This window comes from Hymenobacter arizonensis, from assembly GCF_900115775.1.
GTDB lineage: Bacteria > Bacteroidota > Bacteroidia > Cytophagales > Hymenobacteraceae > Hymenobacter > Hymenobacter arizonensis.
Genome location: NZ_FOXS01000007.1, coordinates 70381 through 95202, shown reverse-complemented (window position 1 = coordinate 95202; position 24822 = coordinate 70381). Strand labels below are relative to the sequence as shown.

The window sequence follows — 24822 nt, the reverse complement described above, 5'->3', positions numbered from 1 at the left end:
ATGGCTAATCTATCTTGTTTTCGTAGCCGTCAGACCCTGGCCTGGATTGGGCTGCTGGTTGGTTCTGCGTTTCGCGTTGTGGCTCAGACGGTGCCCGACACCACGCAATTGAAGTACGGCGAAGAGGTGGCGGTGCCCTCGGCAACCGACGTGCCGTTGCGGGTGCAAGAAGAGCAGCGCAGCCTGTGGAAACTGGGCCTGAACAACTTTCTGCCTTCCTCCTCCGCCTTCGGCCCCGGCACCTATTACACCCGCTACGGCCTCCACTTGGCTTATGAGCGCAAGCTTGATAACCCGGACTGGTCGGTGCTGGGCGAAGTGAGCCCGGCCATCACCCGCTACCGCCCCGATGCCAGCGCCGAGAGCCGTCAGGGCTTAGGAATTCGGACCCAGGTGGCCGGACGCTACTACCATAACCGGGAGCGGCGCCTCCTGCAGGGCCGCAACGTTGGCAGTTTTTTCGCCGACTACGTGTCGGTAGCACTTGGAACTGGGTTAGGCAATGGGGCTCGTGAAACCCAATACTTTCTGTATCGCAACAGCGGCCAGCGTTTCATCACCGCCGATGTGGCCCTGCTCTACGGCCTGCAGCGCCGGTTGGGCCGCTACGGTTTCATCGACGCTAATAACGGTGTCGCCGTGCTGCTGCTGTCCGGAAGGCCCGTTCTGTGCCTGACTAATAGCCTGCGCGTTGGCCTAACCTTGGGTCCTCAGCCGGCGCGCTACGTCAAGCGGTTGGCGCCCGCCAGCGAAGTCGTGACGCTCCGGCCGCGGTTTTACGTGGGTTCCGAAATAGGCGGCTACTTCTACCGCGTGCGCTACTCAGAGCAGAACCCATACCCGAATTCAGTAGTCAAAACGACCCCGACGGAAACCCAAACGACGCGCTACCCGGTAAACGGCCGCGGCGGCTACGGCACCTATGCGCAGTACGTATCGGCCGGACCAGTTCCATACGTGTACGGTGGCTATTACCTGGCGCCCCGCTGGGCTATCCAGCTAGGGATTAATTACGGCGAGACATTTAATGACGAGCCCGTGGGAACGGTCTTTCAGACTGGTACCGACTCATCATCGGTGCCCAATCAAACGCTTAGAGAGCGAGGCTTTGCTTTGCCCGTGATGCTACGCTACGCCCTCACCACGTCATTCTTAAAACGGCTGCAGTTCGACGCCGTGGGCGGCCTGATACCCTTGTGGTCGTCGGTGAATTTTCGCGAATATGCCATCGCCGACCGCCGGGTGACCACCCAAGAAACATTCGGATTTCGTCGGCGCGCGTTTGGCGTGCATGCTGCGCTGGGCGTTGATGCCAGCTACGCCTTTGGGCGCCGCCGGCGTGTACAAGCCACTTTCCAATACGTGATGAACAAGGATGTGCGCACCTTCTTTGAGAAAGGCGGTGTTTTTGAGAGCAACGGCCAGTTTTTGGAGGAATCGCCTTACGCCAAGAATGGTTCTTTCATGGCGGGGGGAGGCAGCTTCGGGTTGCGGTACCGGTTTGGCTACCGCTAGCAGCGCCCCAAGGCGCCACTTGGAGCATGCTTCTGAGCAAAGCATATACCGGTTGGGCTTGCACACAAAAAAGCCGCTCTCGAATTGAGAGCGGCTTTTTTGTGTGTTCCTGGGGCTTATAATGCCCTGGCCAGGATGCTTACATTTTCATGTTGCCGTTCTGCTGGGCCATGCCCAGGTGCTGCTCTACCACGGGCACCGTTTTGCCGATGAAGGCTTTCAGGTCAGCGTCCTGCGTCATAGTTTCGTGGGCACGCATGGTGTTGGCCGTCTTCTGGTGGTCGGTCAGCATTTGAGCCATGTAGCGCTGCTCAAACTCCTTGCCCGAAAGCTTTTGCATGGTGGGGGCCAGGGCTTTGTGCTCGGCGTCCATGTCGGTGGGTAGCTTCACGCCTTTTTTGGCGGCAATGGCTTTCAGCTCAGTGGTCGACTTGGTGTGGTCGGCAATCATTTTGTTGGCCATCTCTTTAGCCATGCCGGTCACGCCTTTTTGCAGAGCCATTTTGCTTTGCTGAATCTCGTTCTGGTCGCTATGAGCCGCCGACTTCATGAACTCCGCATCGTCCTTGTGCGGAGCAGTGGGGCCGTTGGGGTCACCTTTGGCCATGCCGCCCATGGCGCCGTCGGTGCCGCGCATGGCGCCGTTGCCGGTGTTGCTCTGGGCCGTGCCAGCATTTTGTGGCTGATTTTCGGGATTTTCAGAGCCAGCTGGCATATTAGCCGACACCGTGTCGCCGCCGGTGGCCGAGCTGGTCATGGTGTTGTCGCTGGCGTTGCCGCCTTCGGCAGAAGTAGACTTGTTGGCGTCGCCGCAGGAAGCTAAAGCAAGCAGGCCAGTAGCCAGCAACGGAATGAAGGAGCGTTTCATAGGAGGAAAGGGTTTTGTGGGAAAGGAATGAGGGAAGACCATCGCGACAGGTGGGTTAAGCTTGATTGCTAAATTCCTGTTAGCACAGCTAATACGGGCAGTAAAGGGCAATATGTTGCATGCTCGGCCGTATTTTATCAGTCGCAGCTACCTAACCTGAACCGTTGATTTACACTAAGCTGAACGCTGGTCACGGTCTTGCAAAGGCCCTCATTTACTTCCCTCAATAGGTGGGCTAGCGCTGGCTTCGCGAGTAATGGGCAGGTGCGTAGCGGGCATGAGTGGCCCCAAGGGCTAGGGCAGGTCCTCAATGGTCTCGTCTATCTCCTCGGCCATGGCCAGCTCCTCCCGCACGGGCCGGTAGTACTTGGCCGCGAAAGCGCGGATGTCGCCGTCATAGGCATCTTCCTTCATGTCGTCGAAAGCGTCTTCGTCCTGCTTTTGCGATTTCAGAATAAGCTTCATCACCCGTTTGTCGATTTCAGAGCCGGTTAGGATACTCACCTCGTGGTAAGCGGCTTGCTCGTCGCCGCCCAGGGTGGCGGGCACGGCCAGCTGCTTGCTGGCGGCCACGTTGCGCAGGGAGGCCAGCAGGTCGAGGCGGCTTTTCACCAGCCGGCTGCCGTAGTTGCGCACCGTGGGCGTGGTGGCGCGCGCCTGGGCCAGCTTGCCCAGCTCTACTTGCAGCAGCGCGTTGCTGGTGGCCTTCACCAGGAAATCAGCATCGGCTTCCTGCTTCTTTGTCACATCAGCTTCGCTGATTCTGTTGCGGTTTTGGGCATTGGCAGCGTCCACAGCGTCGTCGCTGCTGCTGCCCGAGCAAGCGGTGAGCATAGGCAGCACCACGGCAAGCCGCAGCAACAGCTGGCGCGAGGGCAGGGGGAAATAGAGGAAGCGAGGCATACACAAAGTGGATTAGTAGAAAGCCTGATTGTATAGATGTCTGGCTATACGCTTGCCCCGAAGCGGGGTTATTTTGTGGCCAGCTTCAACTTTTAAGTTAGCGCTTTAAACCTCGGCAGTCGAGGCGCTTCCAACGGCCCACAAGTAGTCACTTCATCCATTCACCAACTTCTTTTACACACCCCTTTATGCGTACCTCTGCTCTCCGCTCCCTGGCCTTGGCCTGCCTGGCCAGCGGCTTGCTTCTTGCCACCGGCTGCCAGCGCAAGTCCACTGCCGAACCCGACGACATCACGTCGGCCGAAGACCGCAGCGAAGACAACGTTGAAACGGCCCTCAGCTCCGACGCCATGCAGGCCGCCGGGCCCGCCGACCCCAGCGTGCAAGGCTCGGCCTACCTCCTCACCGAGGCAGAGTTCCGCATTCGGTTCGGCAGCTGCGCCACCCGCAGCTACGACTTCAACGCCCGCACACTCACCATCGACTTCGGGCCCACCAACTGCCTCTGCCCCGATGGCCGCTACCGCCGCGGCAAAATCCGTGTGCGCTTCACCACCGATGTGCTCACCCGCCGCGCGGGCGCCGTGGTTACCCGCGACACCTACTTCGTGAACGACAACCAGCACACCGCCACCCGCACCTTCACCGACCTCGGGCTGGGCTCGTTCACCGTCGACGTCACCAACGCCAGCATCGTCCGGGCCAACAACGGCGGCACCCATTCCTGGACCGCCAACTGGACCTTCACCCGCACGGCCGGCTACGGCACGCCCCAAGCTTCCGACGACGTGTACAGCGTAACCGGTTCGGCCAATGGCACCAACCGGCGCGGGGTAACCTACGTCACCCTCATCCAAACGCCGCTCATCAAGCGCGGCGACTGCTTCAAGTACTTTGTGGCCGGTACCATCAGCATCACCAACGCCAACGCTCAGGCCATGCTGCTCAACTACGACCCCACCGGCACCCAGGACTGCGACCGGGTTGCGTCGGTGACGGTGAACGGCCGCACCAAAACCATTACGCTGCGCTAAGCCCCGCCTGCTAAGCACAAACGCCACCTGCTTTCGTAAGCAGGTGGCGTTTGTGTGTAGGAGAAGGTATTAGCGTATGCTAACCTTCTTGTTGCAAATGTTAGTTAGAGCCATTGTCCGCAAAGGACTTGTCTGGGCAATGCCCGGGGCCAGCGCCTGGTTTGCCACTGTTGTAATTATCGAGAAGCGTTGTGAGTTCACTCGTTGCACCTGGGGCCAGGTAGCCGTTGACAGCCTTCGCAATCAGGGCATCGGCAGCCGCAATGTTGGCAGCCACAGAGGATGCGTCGGCACCGTTGGCCACGTTCAGTTTTGCGGCAATAAGCTGGTGCGCCAGCGAGATGAAGCCGTTGCCAGCAGGTTTGGTATTGAAAAGAGTCAAAAGCCGTAGAGCGTCATATGGAGTGCCGCCCAAGCTTAAGCCATCGGCTTTGACAGAAGCAGGCCAAACGTAAGCGTTGTTCCCTTTGGGCACTGGGCCATGCGTTTTCCAAAAGCCCTGGGTGTACGTGCAAGTGCCGACTTCGCTGCAGTTAGCAGTGATGCCCACTGCATCTATAGACCAGTTGCTTTTTGCAGCCCCCTGGGGAACGTTGTGGGCAAAGGCGCGAAACACGTATTCTTTGCTGCATTTTAGCGCAACATCTTCGCAGGGTGATGAAGCCCCAACTTGGTCAAACATGACATCGCCAATTGTCACATAGGCGCATGCCATTCCTTTGATGTTGTAGCCGGATGCCCCCGGAACGCCCGAGAACGATGCCTTGCAGAAGGAAGAACTTTCGACTACATCACTGGAAGCGGGCCACCCGGTAGCGTCAAACTCACTTTTGAGCATCCACTGAACCGAAAATCCAGCGGGAGCCCCAAGTTCCGAGCCACCACACACCGATAGTGTGATGCTTGAGCCCGTGACGCTAACAAAAGAGAGTATAGGCGCACTGAGTGTTTGGGCTGCTTTGCCATCCTGCGACAACGCACTGGTTGAAGGCGCTACGGCTTCCCGCTGCTTATCGCAGCTTACAAAGAACAAGGCGCCTGCTAAGAAGGCGGAAGGAATGATTTTGTAAAGAGCTTTCATGCGGGGTGGGTTTTGTGATTAATTGATTTTGCTTTGGACAAATATATATTTTTTGGTAACATATACAATATAAAATATAAAGAATTATATTTTAAGAAAAGCTGAGCCATTTAATAATTATCTTATTATCAAATGTTTAACTTGTTTTTCCGAAACACATTTATTTTAAAAATCAAAAAAATACTATGCGGGTATAGAAGTTATTTACGAAGTGCGCAAGCCAATAAACTTGGCAGCTACAAGCCTTTCTCTGTCTGATGGCAACACGGCTCAAATCGACTAGTCCCACCAGGGCCACACGGTCAGTCACCGTACGCCTGACGTCCAAGGCAACCTAGTGACGTACCATACTTCATTGGCTCAAGGCTTGCTCCAATGAAGTATGGTACGTCACCGGTCTTGGGCCATATGTGCCTAACGATAGCAACTGCGTCCAGTGCGCTGTTCACAGCAATGTCATCATCTCATCAATGCCAAAGCGCTGGCTTTGTTGCTGGACTATGACCGCACTGGCACATAAGCTTATAACCTTTTGCCCTTGTCGCTGTGGAGGGCCGCACCCCAAGCAGTGCGCTGCAAAAAAGAGAAAGCCTAGTCCAATGCCCACAAAACAAAAGCAGCCCGCTGTCGCTGCTGCGACGCGGGCTGCTTTTTAATAGCTTAGGAAAGCCATTGCTGCCTTTTTATTGGAGCACGGGCTCAGAAGGGCAGTGGTTATTGGAAATCCACTCGCCGATTCTGCCTGCTGCTTCACCAGCTTCTTTGTTATCGGCGCTGTTAGCGGGGAAGTTTACGGTGGTAGCACCGGTGGTTTGATTAACGATTACCGTCAGCTTATCAACCGTCGACAAGTAATCTTCTATCGTAGCCATGTCGGCCAGCAGGGTTGCGGGGGCCTGGCTGGCGTCAAACAACTGAGCTGCTGCGCTGAGTTTGAGCGTGGCGAGCTGCAGAAACGCTTTGCGGGCATTATTGGTGTGGTAGTTGGGCTTGCCTACGGTGCCCGTTTTCCAGATTAGCTTGCCGTCGGCTTGCGTGTAGCTCTTGCCGCCTACTTCTACCTCGCCGGCCCAGATTACCCGTGGTTTAGAAAACCAGTAACCCTGCGAAAGCGAGCACGCTGGACCCGACGTGGAGCAGCCGGGACCGGTGATAACGCCTTGCTCGCATTTGTTACCAAATTTAACCCAGGTGCTGCGCTGGCTTTCGCCCCACTGCCCGGATAGGGTAAAGCTGTAGGTATGCTTGGCGCCGTCCGAAAGAATGGAAGGCAGGTTGTCGAACTTCAAAATGTTGCCGCCCACGGCGTTGGTGCAGCCCGTGCCTTTGCCTTCGGTGCCGGCCAAATTTGTGTACTCGGTGCCATCCACGGTGGCGCCCAGGACATTTTGGTAGGTCAGCTCCGGGTCGCAATCCGTTGGGAAAGCGATAATCCAGTGGCTCAGTCCATTGGCCTGGGCCTTGCCCGTGCGCTGAATGGTGTAAGTATAGGTAGTGGTGCGGGCCAGTACATTGGGCTGCATGCCGGTATAGAGCACTTCGTAAGCGCCAATCGTGGCATCAGCCACCGCGTTAGCAGCTTCCGGGGTGGGCTGCTTTGCATCATTCTTGTCGCAGCCAGAGAGCATTACAGCCGTGGCCAACGCGCCAACAGAAAGGAATTTGTACAGGTTTTTCATGGAGGAAATTTGTTATTGATTTGATTATAGTATGAACAAATGTATTTTAATAAATATATAATACAAAATACATTATAAATATTTATAATAAAGTCCATGTGTGTATCGTGTCAATTGTCTGCTTATTATATTGATATCCAATTGGTTATAGTCAGAGCTCAATTTCTAAAATAGTTCAAAAAATACTAAATTGAATTATAGGACCTGCCTGACATTGGTTTTAAGGGTGATTAATTAGTGCTATTAAGCAAGGGGTTTGCAGTATCGTAGTGCAACTTGAGAAGCGGGGCACACGACACACCAAAAAGCCCCAGCCGAACTACTACCTATGGTAGCTCCGCTGGGGCCACTGTGGCCTTGCAAAAGAAATTAAGCTTAAGCCCCCTTGAACACGGGCTTGCGCTTCTCGCTAAACGCTTTCACGCCCTCGAAATAGTCCTCTGACTCGCCGGCAATTTGCTGGCAGTGGGCTTCGTAGTCCAGCATCTCGTCTAGGGTAGCAGCGCCGGCTTTGTTCAGCATTTGTTTCAGCAAGCCAATGGACTTGGTGGGCGCGGCGGCGTAGCGGGCGGCTAGGGCGTAAGTAGCTTCGTCTAGCTGCTCTGGGGCTACTACCTGGTTTACCAGCCCGAGGCGCAAGGCTTCTTCAGCTGGCACTTTCGTGCCCAAGCTGCACATTTCAAAGGCCTTGAGGGTACCCACCAGCCGCGGCAAAAACCACGAAGAGCCCGAGTCCGGCACCAGGCCGATGTTGATGAATACCTCAATCAGCGAGGCGTCGGTGCTGGCCACCAGCGCGTCGCAAGCCAGCGCCAGCGAGCAGCCGGCACCCGCCGCCACGCCGTTGATGCGCCCAATAATAGGCTTGGGCAGAGCGCGCATGGCCCGGATAATGGGATTGTAGCGCTTGTGCAGCGAATCGTAGAACGAGCGTTTCTCGGCACCTTGAGCCGCTTTCAGGTCTTGGCCCGAGCAGAAGGCCCGGCCGGCACCGGTAAGCACTACTGCCCGCACGGTAGCATCGCGCGCCACTTGCTTCAGGGCGTCCTGCAGTTCGTAGCTCAGCGGGTCGTTGAAGGCGTTAAATACCTCCGGGCGGTTGAGGGTGATGGTGGCCACGCCGTCGGGGCGCACGTCGTAGAGCAGGCTGGTGTATTCCAATGCGTGAATGAGTCAGTGGGTGAATGAGTGATTACAAAGAACGTCAACACGAACTTTTCATCTACTCCTTCGCCTATTCACTGCCCATGCTCAGTCACGCATTACCCAACAAGGCTTCTGCTACGATGAGGTCCTCCGGGGTCGTGATTTTTAGGTTGCGGTAGTCGCCATCCACCAGCTGCACCCGGCAGAGGTCGTCTACTACCGTGGCGTCGTCGGTGAAGGACGCAAGCTCGGGCATGGCATACGCCCGGCGCAGCAAGTCAATCTCAAACGTCTGGGGCGTCTGCATGAGGCGTAGGCGGCTGCGGTTCTGGGCCGCCGAGCCGTGCTGCGACACCAGCCGTACCGAGTCTTTGGGCATCACGGCAGCTGCGGCAGCTGCGTGGGTAGCTGCCGCGGCATACGTGCGCTCCACCACCATGCGCGACACCAGTGGCCGCACGCCGTCGTGCACGGCCACCAAGCCTTCCCTGTATTCCCCTAGCGCCGCCAGGCCGGCTTTCACCGAGGCCCAGCGGCTGGCCCCGCCCGGCACCAACGTGTGCGCAATGGGCACCTGGTGGGTCCGGCACAACTCCTGCCAGGTTTCGAGTTGGTCGGCGGGCAGTACCACAATTATCTCGGCCACGCCCAGCGTCGGGTCGGCAAAGCGGCGCAGAGTGTGCAGTAACACTGGCTCGCCGCGCAGCAGCAGAAACTGCTTGGGCCGGTCGGCGGCCATGCGCGTGCCAGTGCCCCCGGCCACCAAAATGGCAAAGCGCGCAGGAGGAGAGGGCCGGAACGAAGAAGTAGGAGAGGGGGCCATAAGCAACAGGCATTTTTAGCGGTGAAATACAAAGCAAAAGGCCCGGCCGCAAATACAGCCGAGCCTTCACTCATTCCGGTAATCGTCGATTCGTTCTACAAAATCAGCATGGCATCGCCGTAGCTGAAGAACTTATACTTCTCCTTAATGGCTTCCTTGTAGGCCTCCATCAGCAGAGGATAGCCGGCGAAGGCCGCGGCCAGCATGATGAGTGTGCTCTCCGGCATGTGGAAGTTGGTGAGCAGGCAGTTGGCGATTTTGAAATCGTGGGGCGGGAAGATGAACCGGTCAATCCAGCCCTGGGTGGGCTTCATGCGGGCATTGGCCGACACCGACGCCTCCATGGCGCGAATGGTGGTGGTGCCCACGGCGCACACTTTCTTCTTCGCATCCAGCGCCTTGTTCACTATCTCGCAGGCCGGAGCCGTTACGATGAAGTTCTCGGAGTCCATCTTGTGCTTGGTCAGGTCTTCCACGTCTACCGTGCGGAAGGTGCCCAAGCCCACGTGCAGGGTCACGAAAGCCGGGTCGACGCCCTTAATCTCCATGCGCTTCATCACCTCGCGGGTGAAGTGCAGGCCGGCCGAAGGAGCCGCCACTGCGCCAATGTTCTCGGCGTAGATGGTCTGGTACCGCTCTTTGTCGGCGGGCTCGGTTTCGCGGTTGAGGACTTCTTTCGGAATCGGGGTTTCGCCCAGCTCGTACAGCGCCTTGCGGAACTCCTCATCGGTGCCGTCAAACAAGAACTTGATGGTGCGGCCGCGCGAAGTAGTGTTGTCAATTACCTCGGCTACCATGTCGGACTCGCCGAAGTACAGCTTGTTGCCCACGCGGATTTTGCGAGCGGGGTCCACCAGCACGTCCCAGAGCCGGAGCTCCTTGTTCAGTTCGCGCAGCAGGAAAACTTCAATCTTGGCACCGGTTTTTTCTTTGTTGCCGTAGAGGCGGGCCGGAAAAACCTTGGTGTCGTTGAGCACCATTACGTCGCCTTCGTTGAAATAATCGAGGATATCTTTGAAGGTGCGGTGTTCAATCTGGCCGGTGGCGCGGTGCACCACCATCAGGCGGCTTTCGTCGCGGTTGCGGGCCGGATGCAGAGCAACCAGTTCCTCGGGGAGTTCAAATTTGAACTCATGCAATTTCATCGCCATGGGCAGTATTTGGGGGAATTTACGGAAATTTGGGGAGGCAAAAGTACGGCTTTTTCTCGTAGTAATCATTTTTGTGCTGGACGCAGTAACGCGCGCGAGCTGTATGCCTCAGCAACTTCCCCGCAGGTTTCCGTCTTTTGCCTGCTGGCACCGTGCTTCGCCCTCGTAGCAGCGGAGAGCAGGTGCGCCAAAACCTGCCTTTAGGGGCCTTCCGTGGCTTTTCTTATTCCGTCCTTCTTTCTGCATCCTCACCCGTTCTCGTATATGCTCGCCCTTCGCCTCACGTTAGAAAGTTTTCGCTTTGCCTGGGATGCCCTTAAGTCCAACTTGTTGCGCACCATCCTCTCGTTGTTGGGCGTCACGGTGGGTATCTTCTCCATCATTTCGGTCTTCACCATCGTCGATTCGCTGGAAGCCAACATCCGGAGCAGCCTCGATTTCGCCGGCGATAAGGTGATTTACGTTTCGAAGTGGCCCTTTGCCTTCGATGCTGAATTTCCGTGGTGGAAGTATTTCCAGCGGCCCGTGCCTACGCCGCGCGAGTTTCAGCAGCTCCGCAAGCAGCTGGGCCCCAACAATAAAGGCATCGCCATATTCGCCGCCAGCAACGGCAATACCCTAAAGATGGGTTCCAACTCCGTGTCCGACTGCGTGCTGCAGGGGGTGAGCTACGATTTCCGGGCCGTGAGCAACGTGCCCGTGAAAGAAGGCCGCTACTTTACCTCGCAGGAAATGGACGCGGCCCGGCCCGTGGCCATCATCGGGGCCACCATCGCCGAAAACCTCTTTCCCGACGGCAACGCCCTGGGCAAACAGTTCAAGGCCCGCGGCCAGACCCTCACCGTCATCGGGGTGATGGAGAAGGAGGGCAAGAAACTGCTCACCATCTCCAGCAACGACGCCAACTGCATCATTCCCTTTGGCATGTTCACGAAGATGTTCACCCTGAACAACGGCTTCGGCGGCGGCCCCAGCGCCACGCTGGCCGTGAAGGGCCGCGACGAAGACCCCGGCCTGCTCGACCTCGAATACGAAATGCGCGGCGTGATGCGCAACATCCGCGGCCTCAAGCCCCGGCAGGAAGACAACTTTGCCCTGAACCGCCCCGAAATGATAGCCGCCGCCGTGGGCAAGCTTTTCGGCGTAATTGGCATTGTGGGCGGCGTAATTGGCTCGTTTGCCATCTTGGTGGGCGGCTTCGGCATTGCCAACATCATGTTCGTGTCGGTGCGTGAGCGCACCAACATCATTGGCATTCAGAAGTCGCTGGGGGCGAAGAATTTCTTCATCCTTTTTCAGTTTCTCTTCGAAGCCATTTTCCTGTGCCTCATTGGCGGCCTGGCGGGTATCCTGCTGGTGTGGTTTGTGACGCTGGTGCCGCAGGACGCGCTGCCGCTTAGCATGTCGGCCGCCCGCATCCTGCTCGGCCTGCTGATTTCGGTGGGCATTGGGATAATTGCGGGCATCGTGCCGGCCGTGCTGGCCGCTAATCTGGACCCGGTTATCGCCATTCGAGCTAAGTAGGGGTCCGGCACGGACTGTGGCGCTGGTCCAGATAGGCGAAAGCCTTCCTGAGCTAATTTCAATCTCCATCATTCGCCAGCCGAGGGCTTTGCGGGCCCGCGGCTGGCGATACATTCTGTTATGACGTTTCCCCCCTTTCTGAATTACGAACTATTCGGCAACACCCTGGCCCAATACCTCATTGCGGCCCTCATTCTGCTGGTGGGCGGCACCTTGCGGCGGCTGCTCTCGCGGCTGCTGAGCACGGTACTGTTCCGCCTTACCAAACGCTACACGGCGGGCGTGACTGAGAAAGAGCTACACGACCTGCTCATTCAGCCGCTATCGGTACTCTTTCTGCTGCTGACAGTTTATGTGGCGTTAAACGTGCTCACTTATCCGCTGCCCGTCAATGCGGCGGCCGACTTCCAGCCCTGGCCCAAGGTGGCGCTGCTGCGCATCTTTCTGCTCGGCTTTATTGGCACCGTAACGTGGGTGGTGCTGCGGCTTGTCGATTTTGCGCTGCTGGTGGTGAAGCGCCGCAACGAGCTGCGCGCCGTGCCCGGCGTGCGCCGGCTCGACAATCAGTTCCTGCCCTTTGCCAAGGATTTGCTCAAAGTCATGGTCATCATCATCGGCGCGCTGGTGATATTGGGTGAGGCCTTCGGGGTGAACGTGACGGCCCTAGTGGGCGGCCTGGGCATTGGCGGCCTGGCCGTGGCCTTTGCCGCTAAGGAGAGCCTCGAAAACCTCATTGCCTCCTTCACCATCTTCCTCGACCAGCCCTTTGGGGTCGGCGACCTGGTGACGGCGGGCCCCGTGAGCGGCACCGTCGAAAAAATTGGTTTCCGGAGCACCCGTCTCCGCACCGCCGAGAAAAGCTACCTCACCGTGCCCAACAAAAGCATGATTGACAAGCCGCTCGATAACCTCTCGCTCCGGACTTCCCGCCGCGTGGGCTTCACGCTCACTTTTGACCAGAAAACCACCAGCACTCAGCTGCACGACATCATCACCGACTCCCTGGCCGCCATGCAAGCGCATCCGCTCGTGAGCCAGGATGTGCAAATCAAGTTTAGCGCGCTCACGCTTATGGGCAAGGAAGTTAATGTGCAGTACTTCGTGGATACCACCAGCTACGACCAGTACATCGACGTGAAAGAAGAGCTCAATTACCGCTTGGTGGAAGTGGTGGAGCAGCACGGCGGCACTTTCGCCGTGGTGCGCGAAAAACCCTGAACCACGGATTGGCTGCGCCGAACTACGTTTCCGGCGTTTTTTCGGATTCTACCGATTCTATAAACGGTTCATCAAGGCGGTAAAAAAAGAAAAGGCCACTCGCATGAGTGGCCTTTTCATTGCATCCTAGTGGCGCATAGAGTTGGGCGTAAATCCCACCACGCCGACTACAAAATTCGCGGAATCCGAAAAATCCGAATGAATCCGTGGTTCAGAATATTACCGGCCGCCGAGCAGACCGCCAAGCAGGCTGCCCATGCCACCGCCACCGCCCAGCAGCGAGCCGAGGCCGCCACCGCCGGCGCTGCGGGGCTGGGTGTTGGGACGCCCGCCCAGGCCGCCCAGAATGGACATCATCGAGCCCAAGCCACCGTTGCCGATAGCCGAGCCCCGCTGGTTCATGCCCGCCGACGAGCCGCCGCCCATCAGGCCACCCAACATGCCACCGCCGAGGAGGCCGCCGAGCAAGCCGCCCATGCCGCTTTGGGCCGCGCCGCCGAGCAGGCCGCCCATGCCGCTGCTCATCATGCCGCCGCCCTGGTTGCCGTAGCCCTGGGAACGGTTGCCGCCGCCCATGACGCGAGAAATAACCATGGGCGCTACCACGCCCAGCAAGCCGGCCATCAGGGCCTGCTTGGGAATGCCGGCGCTGGACAGCTTGTCGCCCACGCGGTCGAAGAAACCGGTCTTGGAGGGGTCTTGGGGGTCGTGGGCCACGGTTTCGGCCTGGTCAACCACCGTTTCCAGGGTCTTTTGCTGCTGCTGATTGATGCCGAGGTACTGCGACATTTTGGTAATCATGGCTTCTTCGTCGTTGGAGTAGGCGCCGTCGGCGCGGGCAAAGCTGATGAGGTCCGTAATCAGCGAGTAGCGCAGGTCGCTGCTCTTAAGGGTGTCGAGATTCTGCTGAATGCCTTGATTGGAGGGGTCTTGGGCTGCGGACAGCACCTGCTGGGCCGCGCCGGCAGATAATCCGGCTTGTTGGGACAGGGCTTGTAGGAATTCAATTTCTGGGCCCGTGGCCTGGCGGTCGGCGCTGGCCAAGCTGGCAATGGCGCTCAGGTAAGCGGTTTTTTCGGCTTCGGAATAATTTTGAAGGAGGGTGGTTTCCATGGGAAAGAATGAACGTTGAAATGAGAGGAAAAGGACTTGCCGTGATTAACGCAGGCCGCCGGAATACGTTGCTTGGCGAGTCGCTGCCCTCAAATCCAATTTTTTTTGCAGGTGGCAAAGATTTTTTCTGTCGCTGAAAATGAAATTGTTGCTGCTGATTTGGCCCCTGCAGCCCCAGAAACTGCTCGATTAAAACCGGGATTTATTTGGTGCTTCCAAAAACACCTCCCATCTTTGCAATCCCAAACGGAAACACCCAAGGGGGATTAGCTCAGCTGGTTCAGAGCATCTGCCTTACAAGCAGAGGGTCGGCGGTTCGAACCCGTCATCCCCCACACTTCAAAAAGTCCCTCAGTCGCAAGGCTGAGGGGCTTTTTGCTGTTGGTTCAATTCTGAATTTTGGAAGCGTAGTGGTACCGCTGGCCCGATAGCCCAGCTCACTAGCTTAGCCGGAAGATGACAACTGAACAAGGCTAGGCTTCATAAAAGGAATGTCCACTTTTGCTCACGAAGAAAAATTGAGGGCCTTACCTTCGTACAGCATTATCAACCTCTGGTTGCTGTGAAGTCCTTGTTAGCCTATGTTCTGGTGGCCCTGGTGCTGCTTCAAACCTTCAGCCGCGAGCTGCTGGTGGTGGACTATGCGCTGAACCAAGCCACTATTACGGCGCGCTTTTGCGTGAACAAGGCTCGGCCCATGATGCACTGCAACGGCAAGTGCTACTTAGTGCAAAAGATGAGGCAGCGGGAGCGGGAAAACCAGGCACCAAGCCCCCTAAAGGTGAAGCTAGAGTTGCTGCCCGCACAATTTGTAGCGGTGCGGCTAAGCCCGCCACAGGTGTTCGCCGCGAAAAACCACAGGTTTGCCTGGCTGGTGCCGGGGGCCTACGCGGCCCCGTTGGGGCGCGTGTTTCATCCGCCCCTGGGCTAAACAACGACCGATTCGGGAGCTGCTGCGGCGGACGGCCGGTGCCTATGGGCGCCGGGGGCGGTCCGGCGTGGCCCCGTTTGCTTGTTTTTTAGTCAACTGAGGGGATGAAATTATTTCATGTGCCCGGCCTGCAGGCCGGGTTGGGGCTGTCTGTGGCCCTATTTTTTGTGTCGTGGTCGGCGGCGGCACAGCACGTGCTTTCGGGCCGGGTGTTTGACGCGGCCACCAAGGAGCCGTTGGTGGGAGCCACGGTGCGCACTCCGGATAGCCAGACCGGCACCGCAACTAACAACTCGGGCTTTTTTACGCTGGCTACTGAAGCGCCGCAACTAGTGGTGTCGGCGGTGGGCTACAAGGCTTTTACTCTGACGCCAACCGCTGGCGGGCAGAACCTGCGCGTGGCCCTGGAGCCGGCCGTGGAGGACCTGCAAACCGTGGTGGTGACGGCCAGCCGCGAAGCGCAGCTGCGCACCGACGCGCCGGTGGCCATCTCCAAAATTTCGCCCACGGTCATTCAAGACACCAAGCCTACGCTGCTGGTGGAGCTGATTAATAAAGTGCCAGGGGTGGTGATGCTCAACTACGGCAACGAGCAGCACGCCATGGGCATCCGGCAGCCGTTTGGGACCAACGCCTATTTCCTGTACCTGGAAGACGGGCTGCCGCTGCGGCCCATGGGCGTGTTCAACCACAATGCGCTGCTCGAAACCAATCCGTTGGCCATTAGCTCGATTGAGGTGGTGAAGGGGCCGGCCTCGTCGCTCTACGGCCCGGAAGCAGTGGGTGGCGCCATCAATGTGCTCACCAAGCGGCCGACGAGCGTGCCTACGCTGAGCGTGGGGGCGCAAGGCGACCAGTACGGCTACCGGCGCGTGCAGTTGGGCGGGGGCGGCATGCTTACGCCCAAGTTGGGCGTATACGTGAGCGGCTACCTGGCCCGGCAGCGCAACGGCTGGGTGGCCAGCTCCGACTACGACAAACAGTCGGTGAACGGCAAGCTGGAGTATGCCTTGTCGGCTAAAACGCGGCTGACGGCTTCGGCTTCGTACAACAACTACGACTCGCAGACCAGCAGCAGCGTGGATAGCCTATCGTACTACCGGCGCGAGTATTCGTCGACTTCGGACTTCACCTACCGCAAAACCTACGCCCTGCGGTCGTATCTCAAGGCCGAGCACCAGTGGAACCCGCAGCATGCTTCCTCGCTGACGGCCTATTTCCGCGATAACAGCGTGGGCCAGAACCCGACTTACGGCATTCGCTGGACGAGTGGGGCGCCCACAGCGCGTGGCGAGGTGAACGTGAATGCCTTCAAGAGCTACGGCCTGCTGGCCCAGCATAACGTGAAGTTTGACTGGCTGGGGGCCAAGCTGCTGGGCGGGCTGATGGTTGACTACTCGCCGACGCACTACAATGCCCAACAGATTGACTTGGCCGCACAGCTGCGAGCCGATGGGAAGTCGGTGACGAAGTACACGGTTGTGGCCGACCGGCCAGATAAGCCCATTGCCAGCTACGACACGGACCTGCTCAACTCGGCCGTGTACGCGCAGCTCGACCTGCACCCGCTGCCGACGCTGCCCGCCCTGCAGCTCACTTTGGGCGGGCGCTTCGACCGGCTTTCGTTTGCGTACAACAATTACCTCGACAACAGCACCGGCTCGAAGGTGTACCAGCAAGCCACCCCCAAAGTGGGCCTGACCTACGACCTGGGCCGCGGCCGCGGGCTCTACGCCAACTACTCACAGGGCTTTTCGCCGCCCGGCCTCACGTCCATTTTCCGGGCCCGGCCCGTGCCGGCTGGCACCCCCGCCGGGATGCCAGCCGAGTTTTACTACAACCTGAAGCCAGCGCGCTTTTTCAACCGCGAGGTGGGCGGCTGGACCTCATTGCTGGATAACAAAGTGTACGTGGACGTGGCCCTGTACCAGCTGGACGGGCGCAACGAGCTGCTCAACATTCGGCAGCCCGACAACTCCACCGACTACCAGAGTGCGGGCAAGACCCTGCACCGGGGCGTGGAGTATGGCCTGACGTATAAGCCCACCGCGGAGTTGTTTTTTCGCTTTGGCGGCACCAACGCCGTGCACCGCTTCGAGGAGTTTGTGCTGAGCGCCCGCTCGACGGATGCCGTGCAGAACGTGAACGGCAAGGAAATGCCACAGGCCCCGCGCTGGGTGGCCAATACCGAACTGACCTACAAGCCCAAGTGGGCCCCAGGCCTGCGGGCGGCGGCGGAGTACCAGCGTATCGGTGCCTGGTACCAGGACCAGGTGAACCGCGTGCGCTACGAAGACAAGGGCCTGTTTGGGGCGCGGGGCGTGAGCATGCTCAACGTGCGTGCGGGCTACAGCTGGCGCGAGACGCTGGAAGTGTTCGCGAACGTGCTTAACCTAACTAATGAGCGGTTTGCAACGGCCGCGACCCAGGGCAATGCCCTGACGGACCGCAGCACCTACACGCCCGGCGCGCCGCGCACGGTGGCGCTGGGCGTGCAGTACAACTTCATTGGCAAAAAATAACGCAATAGCGCAGCCGCGGCTATAGGGCCGCGGCTGCATTACCCTCTCTAGTATGGAATTGATAACGCCCAATGCCGCTCCGGCAGAGGTACTGCGCACGAGCCCGGCCCGCCGGTTTGTGCAGCGGAATATGTACCGCTGGCACCGCCTCATTGGCCTGCTGACAGTGGTGCCCGTGATTTGCTGGACACTGAGCGGCCTGCTGCACCCGCTGATGAGCAACTGGTTGCGGCCCAAGATTGCCAACGAAAAACTGCCGGCGGTGCCGGCGCCCCGGCCAACCCTGCCGCTGGGCCAGGTGCTGGCGCAAAGCGGTGTGCGCCAGCTAACCAACGTGCGGCTGGTGCGCTGGGCCGGCCAGCCCACCTACCAGGTGCAGGTGGCCAGCGCCACGGCCGCGCCGCGCTACTTCGACGCAACCACCGGCGCGGCCCTGCCCCCAGCGGCCGACCGGCAGTATGCCGAGCAGCTGGCCCGCTACTTCACGCAAGACTCGGTGGCCCGCCTCGTATTGGCGGAGCGGCTGACGGGCTTTACCCAGGACTACCCGTTTGTGAACCGCTTGCTGCCAGTCTGGAAAATTGAGCTGGACCGGCCGGGCGTGACGACGGTGTACGTAGAAACCCTGCCGGCCCGGCTGGCTGGCTTCAACAACCCGGCGCGGCAAGCCTTCCTGCGGATGTTCAACTGGCTGCACACCTGGGGCTGGCTGGAACTCATTGCCAACAACACGGTGCGCGTGGTGGTGATGCTCGTGCTGCTGGGTATCGTCATTGCGTCGGCGCTGAGCGGGCTGCTTATCTACGGCTTTATGTGGAAGAAATTTCGCCGGCCGCGCTCGGTCAAGGACCAGGTGGGCTGGCTGCGTAAATACCACCGGGCGGTGGGGCTGGCCGTGGCGCTGGTCACGCTCACGTTTGCCGGCAGCGGTGCATTTCACGTGTATTTGAAGCTGCACGCCGACAACCGGCTGGCCTATGTGCACGCACCGGCTGTGGCCGCAGCCCAACTGAAAACCGACCTGACGCAACTCCCACTCAATTGGGCCACCGTGCAGAATGTGGCCCTGGCCGAGCTAAACGGGCAGGTGTACTACCAGGTGTACCAGCTGCCAGCCGATGAGGCAGCCGCCACTACGGGCGTGAGCACCGGGCAGCCAGTGGAGAGCGTGCGTGCCGCGCGGGTGACATACTACAGCGCGGCCACGGGGCAAGTGCTAGCCGAGGGCAGCACCCAATACGCGCACCAGCTGGCAAATGGCTTTCTGGCGCAGGCCGGCAGCGGGCCAGCGGCTGTTGTGAAGACGCAGGTGCTCGACCATTTCGGCGAGGAGTACAATTTCATCAACAAGCGCCTGCCGGTGGTGCAGGTAGACTACGCCACTCCCACGCGCACGACGCTGTATGTGGAGCCGGCCACCGGGCGCCTGGCCGCCCGCATAGACAACGCTGACCGCTACGAGGGCCTTTCGTTTGGTTTTCTGCACAAATTTCACCTTGTGGGCGGGCTAGGCAAGAACATCCGGGACGTCGTTACCATGCTGTCGGCGCTGGGCGTGCTGGTGGTGTCGCTGCTGGGGCTCTGGCTGTTTTTGAAAGCCAGGTAGCGGCGCCAGGCCGAGGCGGCTGCGGGCTGGCTTTGGGGCTTGCTGGCGTTGTCAGCGTTGTTGCGAGGGCTGTAGTTTGCGGCATTCGGGGGCTTTGGCTAGTTGCCTGGTAAAGCCCCAACTTTGCAAATCCAGCACCTGTGTGCGAAATTCAACCGTATTGCCAGGCAGACTCACGTAGGGTGGCCGGGGCGCATGCCCCGCGGCTACCAGGTAAAAGCAGTTGGGCAATGCCCTGCTTTTACTTGGGTCATCCTTGCTTGACTTCCCTATCCTTTGCCCTGTTTGCTATGAAAATAATTCTGCTGTTTGCTCTTTTGCTGCTGGCTGCACCCGGTTTTGCCCAGACCATTTACGGTCTGGGAATCATCACGGGCAGCAATTTTCGGGGAGCAGCGCTGAACAGCCAGGGGCTTATTACAATTAATCCAACCACGGGGGCTTCGAATAACCTGGCACCAACGGCCATCTCGGGCATCACGGCGGGCCAGGTTTTAGTGGGCATGGATTTCCGGCCCGCCAACAACGTGCTCTACGCCCTGGGCTACAACGGGAGTGCCACCGGCAACAACGCCCAACTTTATACCCTGAGCACAACCACGAATGCGGTAACAAGGGTGGGCAACTCTATTCGCCTGGAACTGGGCGCCAGCACCCACCGCATTGGGGTCGACTTCAACCCGCTAGCCGACTACCTCCGCGTAACCAGCACCAACGGCGCCAACTACCGCCTCGCGCCGGCTACCGGCGCCCTGCTGGCCACCGATGGCACCTTAGCCTACGGGGGCACCGACCTGGGCGCTCCCCAGGTGTCGGCGGTGGCTTACTCCAACTCGTACGCGGGCAGCAGGGCCACCGCTGCCTACGCCCTCGACTACCGCAACGGCCTGCTGTCGGTGCTGAGCCCCGCCGACGGAGGCGCGCTGACGAACCCCAAGACGATGTCGGTGGTTATCCTCAGCGGGCCCTCAACCGGTACCTACGGCATTGGTCAGCCCGATGCCATGGGCCTGGATATCTACGTCAACCCCACTTCCCGGGAGAATATTGGCTACCTGACCGAGGTGACAGCACTACGTGAAGGTGCCCGTGCCAGCAATTTATATCGCCTGAACCTGACCACGGGCGTGGCTACGCTACTCGGAAACACAGTGCCCGGCCGTTCGTTCTACAACTTTGAAATACGCGACGTGGCCGTAGCCCTGCCCACGGTGGTGCCGCTGCCGGTGGAGCTGCTGCACTTCAGGGCGGTGGCTGCCCCGGGCAAGGTGACCTTGGATTGGGCCACGGCCACCGAGCACAACAGCGCCTATTACAGGGTCGAGCGCAGCCTCGACGGCATTGTTTTCAACGCTATAGGGCCGCAGGTGCCAGCCGCTGGCAACAGTTTTGCCCGGCACGACTATTCGCTGGTTGATAAGGCCCTGCCGGGTGGCGCAACGATGCTATACTATCGTCTGCATCAGGTAGACCGCGATGGCAGCTTCTCCTATTCGCCCGTGCAAGCCGTTGTGCCAGTGTATGAAACGTTGGTGATGCGGGTTTTCCCGAATCCGGCTAAAGTTGGCGCTGGTGCCGTGCTGGTGGGCGCTCCAAGTGGGGAGAAAGTCCTGGTTATGGATGCCTTGGGGCGAGCCGTAGCCACTGGTGTTGCTGATGCAACCGGCGCAGCCAACTTGACACTGCCGACTGGCATGGCCCGCGGAATGTACCTCGTGCGGGCTGGCACCAAGGCCGTGCGGCTGCAAGTCGATTAGCAATGCTTTCGCTGCAATTGCTGAATTGTATGGTTGTGCACCCTTCTGTTTTGGGAACTCAAGATTGGGGGCTTACGCCGACAATTGGTCGAAATTGAGTTGGTCTCGTTAAACGCACTTGCCCGCCGGTGATTAGGCGCTGCCAAGCGTTGGTGTTCGGCGGCGGGTGTTTCTTTGCAGCCTTTCTGAGATAAGCTCTGCCAACCTGCAACCGCAGGGCGAGCGTTGTTTTCGTGTTCTTTCTATGCCCTTATTTGAAGTTACGGATGCCCGCTTGGCGCGGCAGTTTATTGCCTTGCCAGCCCGCCTGCACGGCGCCGTGCCGCAGTACATCAATCCGTTGGAAAACGAGGTGGAAGTGGTTTTCGACCCCGCCAAAAACCCCAAGTTTAGCAACGGAGAAGCCTGCCGCTGGGTGCTGACTGATGCCGCCGGCACCGTAGTCGGTCGCATTGCCGCCTTTTTAAACCGCGATGCGGTGGACGTGCAAAACCCTGACCTGCCCACCGGGGGGCTGGGCTTTTTTGAGTGCATCGACGACCAAGCTGCCGCCAACCAGCTGTTCGATGCCGGGCGGCAATGGCTGGCTGTGCGCGGCATGCAGGCCATGGACGGCCCCATAAATTTCGGCGAGCGCGACCGGTTCTGGGGCTTGCTGATTGATGGCTTCGACCGCCCGCCCAACTACGGCATGTTCTGGCACCCGCCATACTACCAGGCCTTGTTTGAGCAATACGGGTTTCAGCTGTACTTCAAGCAGTACACCTGCTACCGCACCACGGCCGCACCGCTGCACGCCAGCTTTGCGAAGCGCGCCGAAGACAATGCCGCTGAATTCCGCTTTGCGCACGGCCGCAAGCAAGACGCCGAAAAGCTTGCTCAAGACTTTCACCACGTGTATAACCTGGCCTGGGCCAAGCACACCGGCGTAAAACCTATGACCCTGGACCAGGCCCGCACCATTGTGCGCGAGATGAAGCCCGTGGTCGATGAGCGCCTGCTCTGGTTTGCCTACCGCGGCGCCGAGCCCGTGGCCTTTTTCATCAGCCTGCCCGAGCTAAACCAGATTTTCCGGCACGTAGGCCGGCGCCTGAACCTGTGGGGCAAGCTGCGCTTTTTGTGGGCACAGTGGCGCTTTAAGCGGCGGCCCGACAAGCGCATGTTCGGCATTATCTACGGGGTGGTGCCCGAGTACCAGGGCAAAGGCGTGGACGCCGCCATGCTGGTGCACGCCCGCCAAGCGTTCATCGATGCCGGCTACGCCGACCTGGAAATGAACTGGATTGGCGATTTCAACCCGCGCATGCTGGTTACCACCCGTTCCATCGGGGCCACCATCGTGAAAACGCACGCTACCTACCGCTACCAGTTCGACCGCGAGCGGCCGTTTGAGCGGTGCCCGATTATTCGGTGAGTAGAGCCGCCTGTCATTGCGAGCGGAGCGAAGCAATCCGTCCTGTTCTCAGCGACCAACCTCCTAATGTGATAAATCCTTGTTAAAGCATAAAGCCCCAACACTGCGCAGTGTTAGGGCTTTTAATATCTTGGAGGTGCCTGATATTGACAGGACGGATTGCTTCGCTCCGCTCGCAATGACAGGCGGCTCTACCTTAGAAGGGATAGCCGATGGCTAGGTTGAGCCGGCCGGGCCCGAGGGAAGTACGGTCATCTGGCACGTTCAGGGGGAATGCGTAGTCAAAGCGGATGACGAAGAACTGCACGTCGATGCGCAGGCCGGCGCCGTAGCCCACTGCCAGTTGGCTAAGTATGTTGCTGGCCTTGAATTGGCCACCGAGGCGGTCGGGGTCGGGGTTGGCTAGCCAGATGTTGCCGGCATCGATGAACACCGCGCCTTTGAGGTAGGGCACTAGGTCCTGGCGGTATTCCAAGTTGCCTTCGAGGCGAATGTCGCCCACTTGGTCGTAGTAGTTGTTGATGACATCGGAGCCGGTGGGGCGGTACGTGCCCGGCCCAATTTCACGGACAGCAAAGGCCCGCACCGAGTTGGGGCCGCCGATGCCGTACTGGCGCAGGTAAGGCAACGAGCCACCTTTCGAATTGCCGTAGGGCATGCCCACGCCCACCTGCAGGCGGCCCACAATGCGGTTGCCGGAGGTAGGGTTGGACGAAACGCGGAAGTACTCGCGGATTTCCAAATCTATCTTGGTGTATTGCGCAAAGCGCTGACCGGCAATGGTGTAGAACTCGCCGGGCTCTTTCTTGCCTGACAAGCTGCTGAGCGCATTAGCGGCGTTGCCGCTTACCTCCACCATGCCCTGGAAATATATTTGCTGCCGCCGCTGCTCTAGTACCTGCTGGTTGTAGGTGTAGCGGTATGAGCTGCCGAGGATGAATTGATTATTAAAAGCGTTTTGCAGAAACGGGCGCACCCGGAGTACCTCCCTGAATGCTTCCTGGCTTTGGAACGTGTTGTAGGTGACATCGATGGGCCGCAGCTCCTGCTCGTTCGTGATTTTGGTTTTCCAGCTGTAGCCGTAGTTGAGGTTAATGCTAGCGGTGCTGAAGTAACCGGTGCGGGTAATGTAGCGCACGCCCGCGCCAAAGTTGGTGCGGGGCTGAAACTCGGAGTTCGGCAGCTTCACGTCGAGCAGCGGCAGGTTGGGCGCAATGAGGCGCGGCACCAGCAATTGGGCGCTCACCCCAAACTCGGTGGAGATGGCGCCGCTGTTACCTCGGCTTTCGGCGTTTTCCGGGGGGCGGGTTTGTATTTCGTAGGCGGCCCGACCGGTAACAATCAGCTGCTCGGCGCCGCGCAGGGCCGAGCGGTTCCGGAAGCTGACGTTGAGACCGGGGCCGTTGAAATCAGTGTTTTTGTTGATGAGCTGCAGCTCGGCCCGCAGGCTTTTGCGCTTGAGCTGGGTCATCAGTATGTCGGCATCGAGCCGAGCGCGGCCCGCCGAGTCTCCGGCTACGGCCGGCTTCATGCGAATCTCCACAAACTTGAAGTTGTTCAAGCTCATGAGACGGCTGATGGTCTGGTCGCGCCGCTTGCGCCGGTACAGGCTGTCGGGGTAGAGGAAGGTGGCGTTGGTGATGGCCCTGGCCCTGAACAGCTCCTCGTCGGGGAAGTACTGATAGCCACGGAACCGGATGGGCTCGCGGGTGGTGGTGTCCGTCAGCACGTAGTTGGTGTTGAGCTTGATAACGTCGAGCCAGTGGGGGCGAGTAGCACGCGCGGGCGCCGTAGCCTTCACGCGCAGGTACACGTTTATCTTATGGTCGTAGGTGCTGTCGACCTGAAACAGAATGTAATCGGGCTGGAAGTAGAAGTAGCCCTGGTTTTTGAGAATGTCGTCGATGCGGATGCGCTCCGTGGTGAGGGTGTTCAGGTTGTAGGGGTCGCCCACTTTGAGCAGCGTGCCGGGCTGGGTGGCCCGAATGGCTACGTCCACGAGCGTGTCGCGGTCGGGAAAGTGAATTTCCTGAATCGTGTACACCCGGCCGGCATTGGCCGTGTAGCCAATTTGCGCCGTTTTTTCCTTGGCCTTCACCTCGTAGGTCACGGTGCCGTTGAAGAAGCCGTTGTTGTAGAGGCGGTTGGTGATGAGTCCCGACGTGGTGCTGAACTTAACGTCTTTCAGCAGCACCGGCGGCTCCCCAAACTTGTCGGCCAGAAATTTCCCGATGCCTTTGTTTTTTTTCTGGCCCAGGCCCCAGAAGTACAGCTTCGGCCGCAAGCCCAAAATGGACGTGTTGGGCTTGGGCTGAATGACCGATTCAAGCTCGGTTTGCAGCGCCGACTTATTGGGGATTTTCTCCGGGCTTTTAAGAATGACTTTGGAGCCGGTGTAGAGCTTTTGGCCTTCCGGAATGTAACGCAGGCCCGAGCACGCGGAGAACAAAACGGTGAATAGGAGCAGGGAAAGCACCTGTCTTATCCGGCGGGGGGCGGGGGGTGAAGTCAATACGTCAGGTAAGAAATCAAACATG

Annotated in this window: 18 protein-coding genes and 1 tRNA gene; 10 read left to right on the top strand and 9 right to left on the bottom strand. The window is 59.0% G+C overall.

The annotated features are described in order from the left end of the window. Entirely contained in the window at positions 1-1515 is a 1515-nt protein-coding gene (locus BMZ66_RS20645; protein WP_143080319.1) for a porin family protein, read from the top strand. Positions 1516-1654: 139 nt separating this feature from the next. Here the strand turns inward: BMZ66_RS20645 and BMZ66_RS20640 are convergent, their stop codons facing one another. Beyond that, entirely contained in the window at positions 1655-2383 is a 729-nt protein-coding gene (locus tag BMZ66_RS20640; RefSeq protein ID WP_177204835.1) for a DUF4142 domain-containing protein, read from the bottom strand. 294 nt (positions 2384-2677) lie between these two features. Next, positions 2678-3286 (bottom strand): DUF4142 domain-containing protein, encoded by a 609-nt coding sequence (locus tag BMZ66_RS20635; protein ID WP_092677946.1) that lies wholly within the window; start codon positions 3284-3286, stop codon positions 2678-2680. A 188-nt stretch (positions 3287-3474) separates the two neighbouring features. Between BMZ66_RS20635 and BMZ66_RS20630 the strand changes: the two genes are divergently transcribed. Continuing rightward, entirely contained in the window at positions 3475-4320 is an 846-nt protein-coding gene (locus tag BMZ66_RS20630) for a hypothetical protein (RefSeq protein WP_092677944.1), read from the top strand. 100 nt (positions 4321-4420) lie between these two features. Here BMZ66_RS20630 and BMZ66_RS20625 read toward each other — a convergent pair whose 3' ends face one another. The 5 genes from BMZ66_RS20625 to queA all read right to left on the bottom strand — a co-directional run bounded on the left by BMZ66_RS20625 (position 4421) and on the right by queA (position 10194). Next, a complete protein-coding gene (locus tag BMZ66_RS20625) occupies positions 4421-5401 on the bottom strand; it encodes a hypothetical protein (RefSeq protein ID WP_143080318.1) in 981 nt (326 codons plus the stop codon). A 683-nt stretch (positions 5402-6084) separates the two neighbouring features. Further along, positions 6085-7080, bottom strand: a complete 996-nt coding sequence (locus tag BMZ66_RS20620) for a hypothetical protein (protein WP_092677940.1) — start codon at positions 7078-7080, stop codon at positions 6085-6087. 375 nt (positions 7081-7455) lie between these two features. Then, entirely contained in the window at positions 7456-8241 is a 786-nt protein-coding gene (locus tag BMZ66_RS20615) for an enoyl-CoA hydratase-related protein (RefSeq protein ID WP_092677938.1), read from the bottom strand. A gap of 94 nt (positions 8242-8335) precedes the next feature. Beyond that, a complete protein-coding gene (locus tag BMZ66_RS20610; protein WP_092677936.1) occupies positions 8336-9049 on the bottom strand; it encodes a 2-C-methyl-D-erythritol 4-phosphate cytidylyltransferase in 714 nt (237 codons plus the stop codon). Positions 9050-9144: 95 nt separating this feature from the next. Further along, entirely contained in the window at positions 9145-10194 is a 1050-nt protein-coding gene (gene queA, locus BMZ66_RS20605) for a tRNA preQ1(34) S-adenosylmethionine ribosyltransferase-isomerase QueA (RefSeq protein WP_092677934.1), read from the bottom strand. Between the two features lie 270 nt (positions 10195-10464). On the opposite strand from queA, the gene BMZ66_RS20600 reads away from it, so the two are divergent. Then, positions 10465-11724, top strand: coding sequence for an ABC transporter permease (locus BMZ66_RS20600; protein ID WP_092677932.1), 1260 nt, complete (start codon positions 10465-10467; stop codon positions 11722-11724). Between the two features lie 120 nt (positions 11725-11844). Continuing rightward, complete coding sequence (locus BMZ66_RS20595; protein ID WP_092677930.1) at positions 11845-12942, top strand: mechanosensitive ion channel family protein; 1098 nt, start codon at positions 11845-11847, stop codon at positions 12940-12942. Between the two features lie 219 nt (positions 12943-13161). Here the strand turns inward: BMZ66_RS20595 and BMZ66_RS20590 are convergent, their stop codons facing one another. Then, positions 13162-14055 carry a TerB family tellurite resistance protein gene (locus BMZ66_RS20590; protein ID WP_092677928.1) on the bottom strand — a complete coding sequence of 298 codons (894 nt, stop codon included), beginning with the start codon at positions 14053-14055 and terminating at the stop codon, positions 13162-13164. Positions 14056-14315: 260 nt separating this feature from the next. On the opposite strand from BMZ66_RS20590, the gene BMZ66_RS20585 reads away from it, so the two are divergent. The 6 genes from BMZ66_RS20585 to BMZ66_RS20560 all read left to right on the top strand — a co-directional run bounded on the left by BMZ66_RS20585 (position 14316) and on the right by BMZ66_RS20560 (position 22285). Then, positions 14316-14390: transfer RNA gene (locus BMZ66_RS20585), tRNA-Val, on the top strand. A gap of 227 nt (positions 14391-14617) precedes the next feature. Next, positions 14618-14986, top strand: coding sequence for a hypothetical protein (locus BMZ66_RS20580; RefSeq protein ID WP_143080317.1), 369 nt, complete (start codon positions 14618-14620; stop codon positions 14984-14986). A gap of 104 nt (positions 14987-15090) precedes the next feature. Further along, on the top strand, positions 15091-17508 hold the full coding sequence (locus tag BMZ66_RS20575) for a TonB-dependent receptor (RefSeq protein ID WP_092677924.1): 2418 nt from the start codon (positions 15091-15093) through the stop codon (positions 17506-17508). Positions 17509-17560: 52 nt separating this feature from the next. Continuing rightward, positions 17561-19114, top strand: coding sequence for a PepSY domain-containing protein (locus tag BMZ66_RS20570; RefSeq protein WP_092677922.1), 1554 nt, complete (start codon positions 17561-17563; stop codon positions 19112-19114). Between the two features lie 290 nt (positions 19115-19404). Further along, the gene (locus tag BMZ66_RS20565) at positions 19405-20871 is read left to right on the top strand and encodes a DUF4394 domain-containing protein (RefSeq protein WP_177204834.1); all 1467 of its coding nucleotides are present in this window, start codon (positions 19405-19407) and stop codon (positions 20869-20871) included. Between the two features lie 244 nt (positions 20872-21115). Further along, positions 21116-22285, top strand: coding sequence for a GNAT family N-acetyltransferase (locus BMZ66_RS20560; protein WP_092677918.1), 1170 nt, complete (start codon positions 21116-21118; stop codon positions 22283-22285). A 196-nt stretch (positions 22286-22481) separates the two neighbouring features. Here BMZ66_RS20560 and tamL read toward each other — a convergent pair whose 3' ends face one another. Then, a complete protein-coding gene (gene tamL / locus BMZ66_RS20555) occupies positions 22482-24821 on the bottom strand; it encodes a translocation and assembly module lipoprotein TamL (protein ID WP_500778591.1) in 2340 nt (779 codons plus the stop codon). Position 24822 lies beyond the last annotated feature (1 nt).

Bases quoted from the DNA above. Each gene is read 5' to 3' on its own strand.
- BMZ66_RS20645 (WP_143080319.1), top strand. From the start codon at position 1: ATGGCTAATCTATCTTGTTTTCGTAGCCGTCAGACCCTGGCCTGGATT.
- BMZ66_RS20610 (WP_092677936.1), bottom strand. From the start codon at position 9,049: ATGGCCCCCTCTCCTACTTCTTCGTTCCGGCCCTCTCCTCCTGCGCGC.
- BMZ66_RS20640 (WP_177204835.1), bottom strand. From the start codon at position 2,383: ATGAAACGCTCCTTCATTCCGTTGCTGGCTACTGGCCTGCTTGCTTTA.
- BMZ66_RS20560 (WP_092677918.1), top strand. From the start codon at position 21,116: ATGCCCTTATTTGAAGTTACGGATGCCCGCTTGGCGCGGCAGTTTATT.
- BMZ66_RS20590 (WP_092677928.1), bottom strand. From the start codon at position 14,055: ATGGAAACCACCCTCCTTCAAAATTATTCCGAAGCCGAAAAAACCGCT.
- BMZ66_RS20600 (WP_092677932.1), top strand. From the start codon at position 10,465: ATGCTCGCCCTTCGCCTCACGTTAGAAAGTTTTCGCTTTGCCTGGGAT.
- BMZ66_RS20575 (WP_092677924.1), top strand. From the start codon at position 15,091: ATGAAATTATTTCATGTGCCCGGCCTGCAGGCCGGGTTGGGGCTGTCT.
- BMZ66_RS20595 (WP_092677930.1), top strand. From the start codon at position 11,845: ATGACGTTTCCCCCCTTTCTGAATTACGAACTATTCGGCAACACCCTG.
- tamL (WP_500778591.1), bottom strand. From the start codon at position 24,821: ATGTTTGATTTCTTACCTGACGTATTGACTTCACCCCCCGCCCCCCGC.
- BMZ66_RS20565 (WP_177204834.1), top strand. From the start codon at position 19,405: ATGAAAATAATTCTGCTGTTTGCTCTTTTGCTGCTGGCTGCACCCGGT.
- BMZ66_RS20630 (WP_092677944.1), top strand. From the start codon at position 3,475: ATGCGTACCTCTGCTCTCCGCTCCCTGGCCTTGGCCTGCCTGGCCAGC.
- BMZ66_RS20620 (WP_092677940.1), bottom strand. From the start codon at position 7,080: ATGAAAAACCTGTACAAATTCCTTTCTGTTGGCGCGTTGGCCACGGCT.
- BMZ66_RS20635 (WP_092677946.1), bottom strand. From the start codon at position 3,286: ATGCCTCGCTTCCTCTATTTCCCCCTGCCCTCGCGCCAGCTGTTGCTG.
- BMZ66_RS20570 (WP_092677922.1), top strand. From the start codon at position 17,561: ATGGAATTGATAACGCCCAATGCCGCTCCGGCAGAGGTACTGCGCACG.
- BMZ66_RS20625 (WP_143080318.1), bottom strand. From the start codon at position 5,401: ATGAAAGCTCTTTACAAAATCATTCCTTCCGCCTTCTTAGCAGGCGCC.
- queA (WP_092677934.1), bottom strand. From the start codon at position 10,194: ATGAAATTGCATGAGTTCAAATTTGAACTCCCCGAGGAACTGGTTGCT.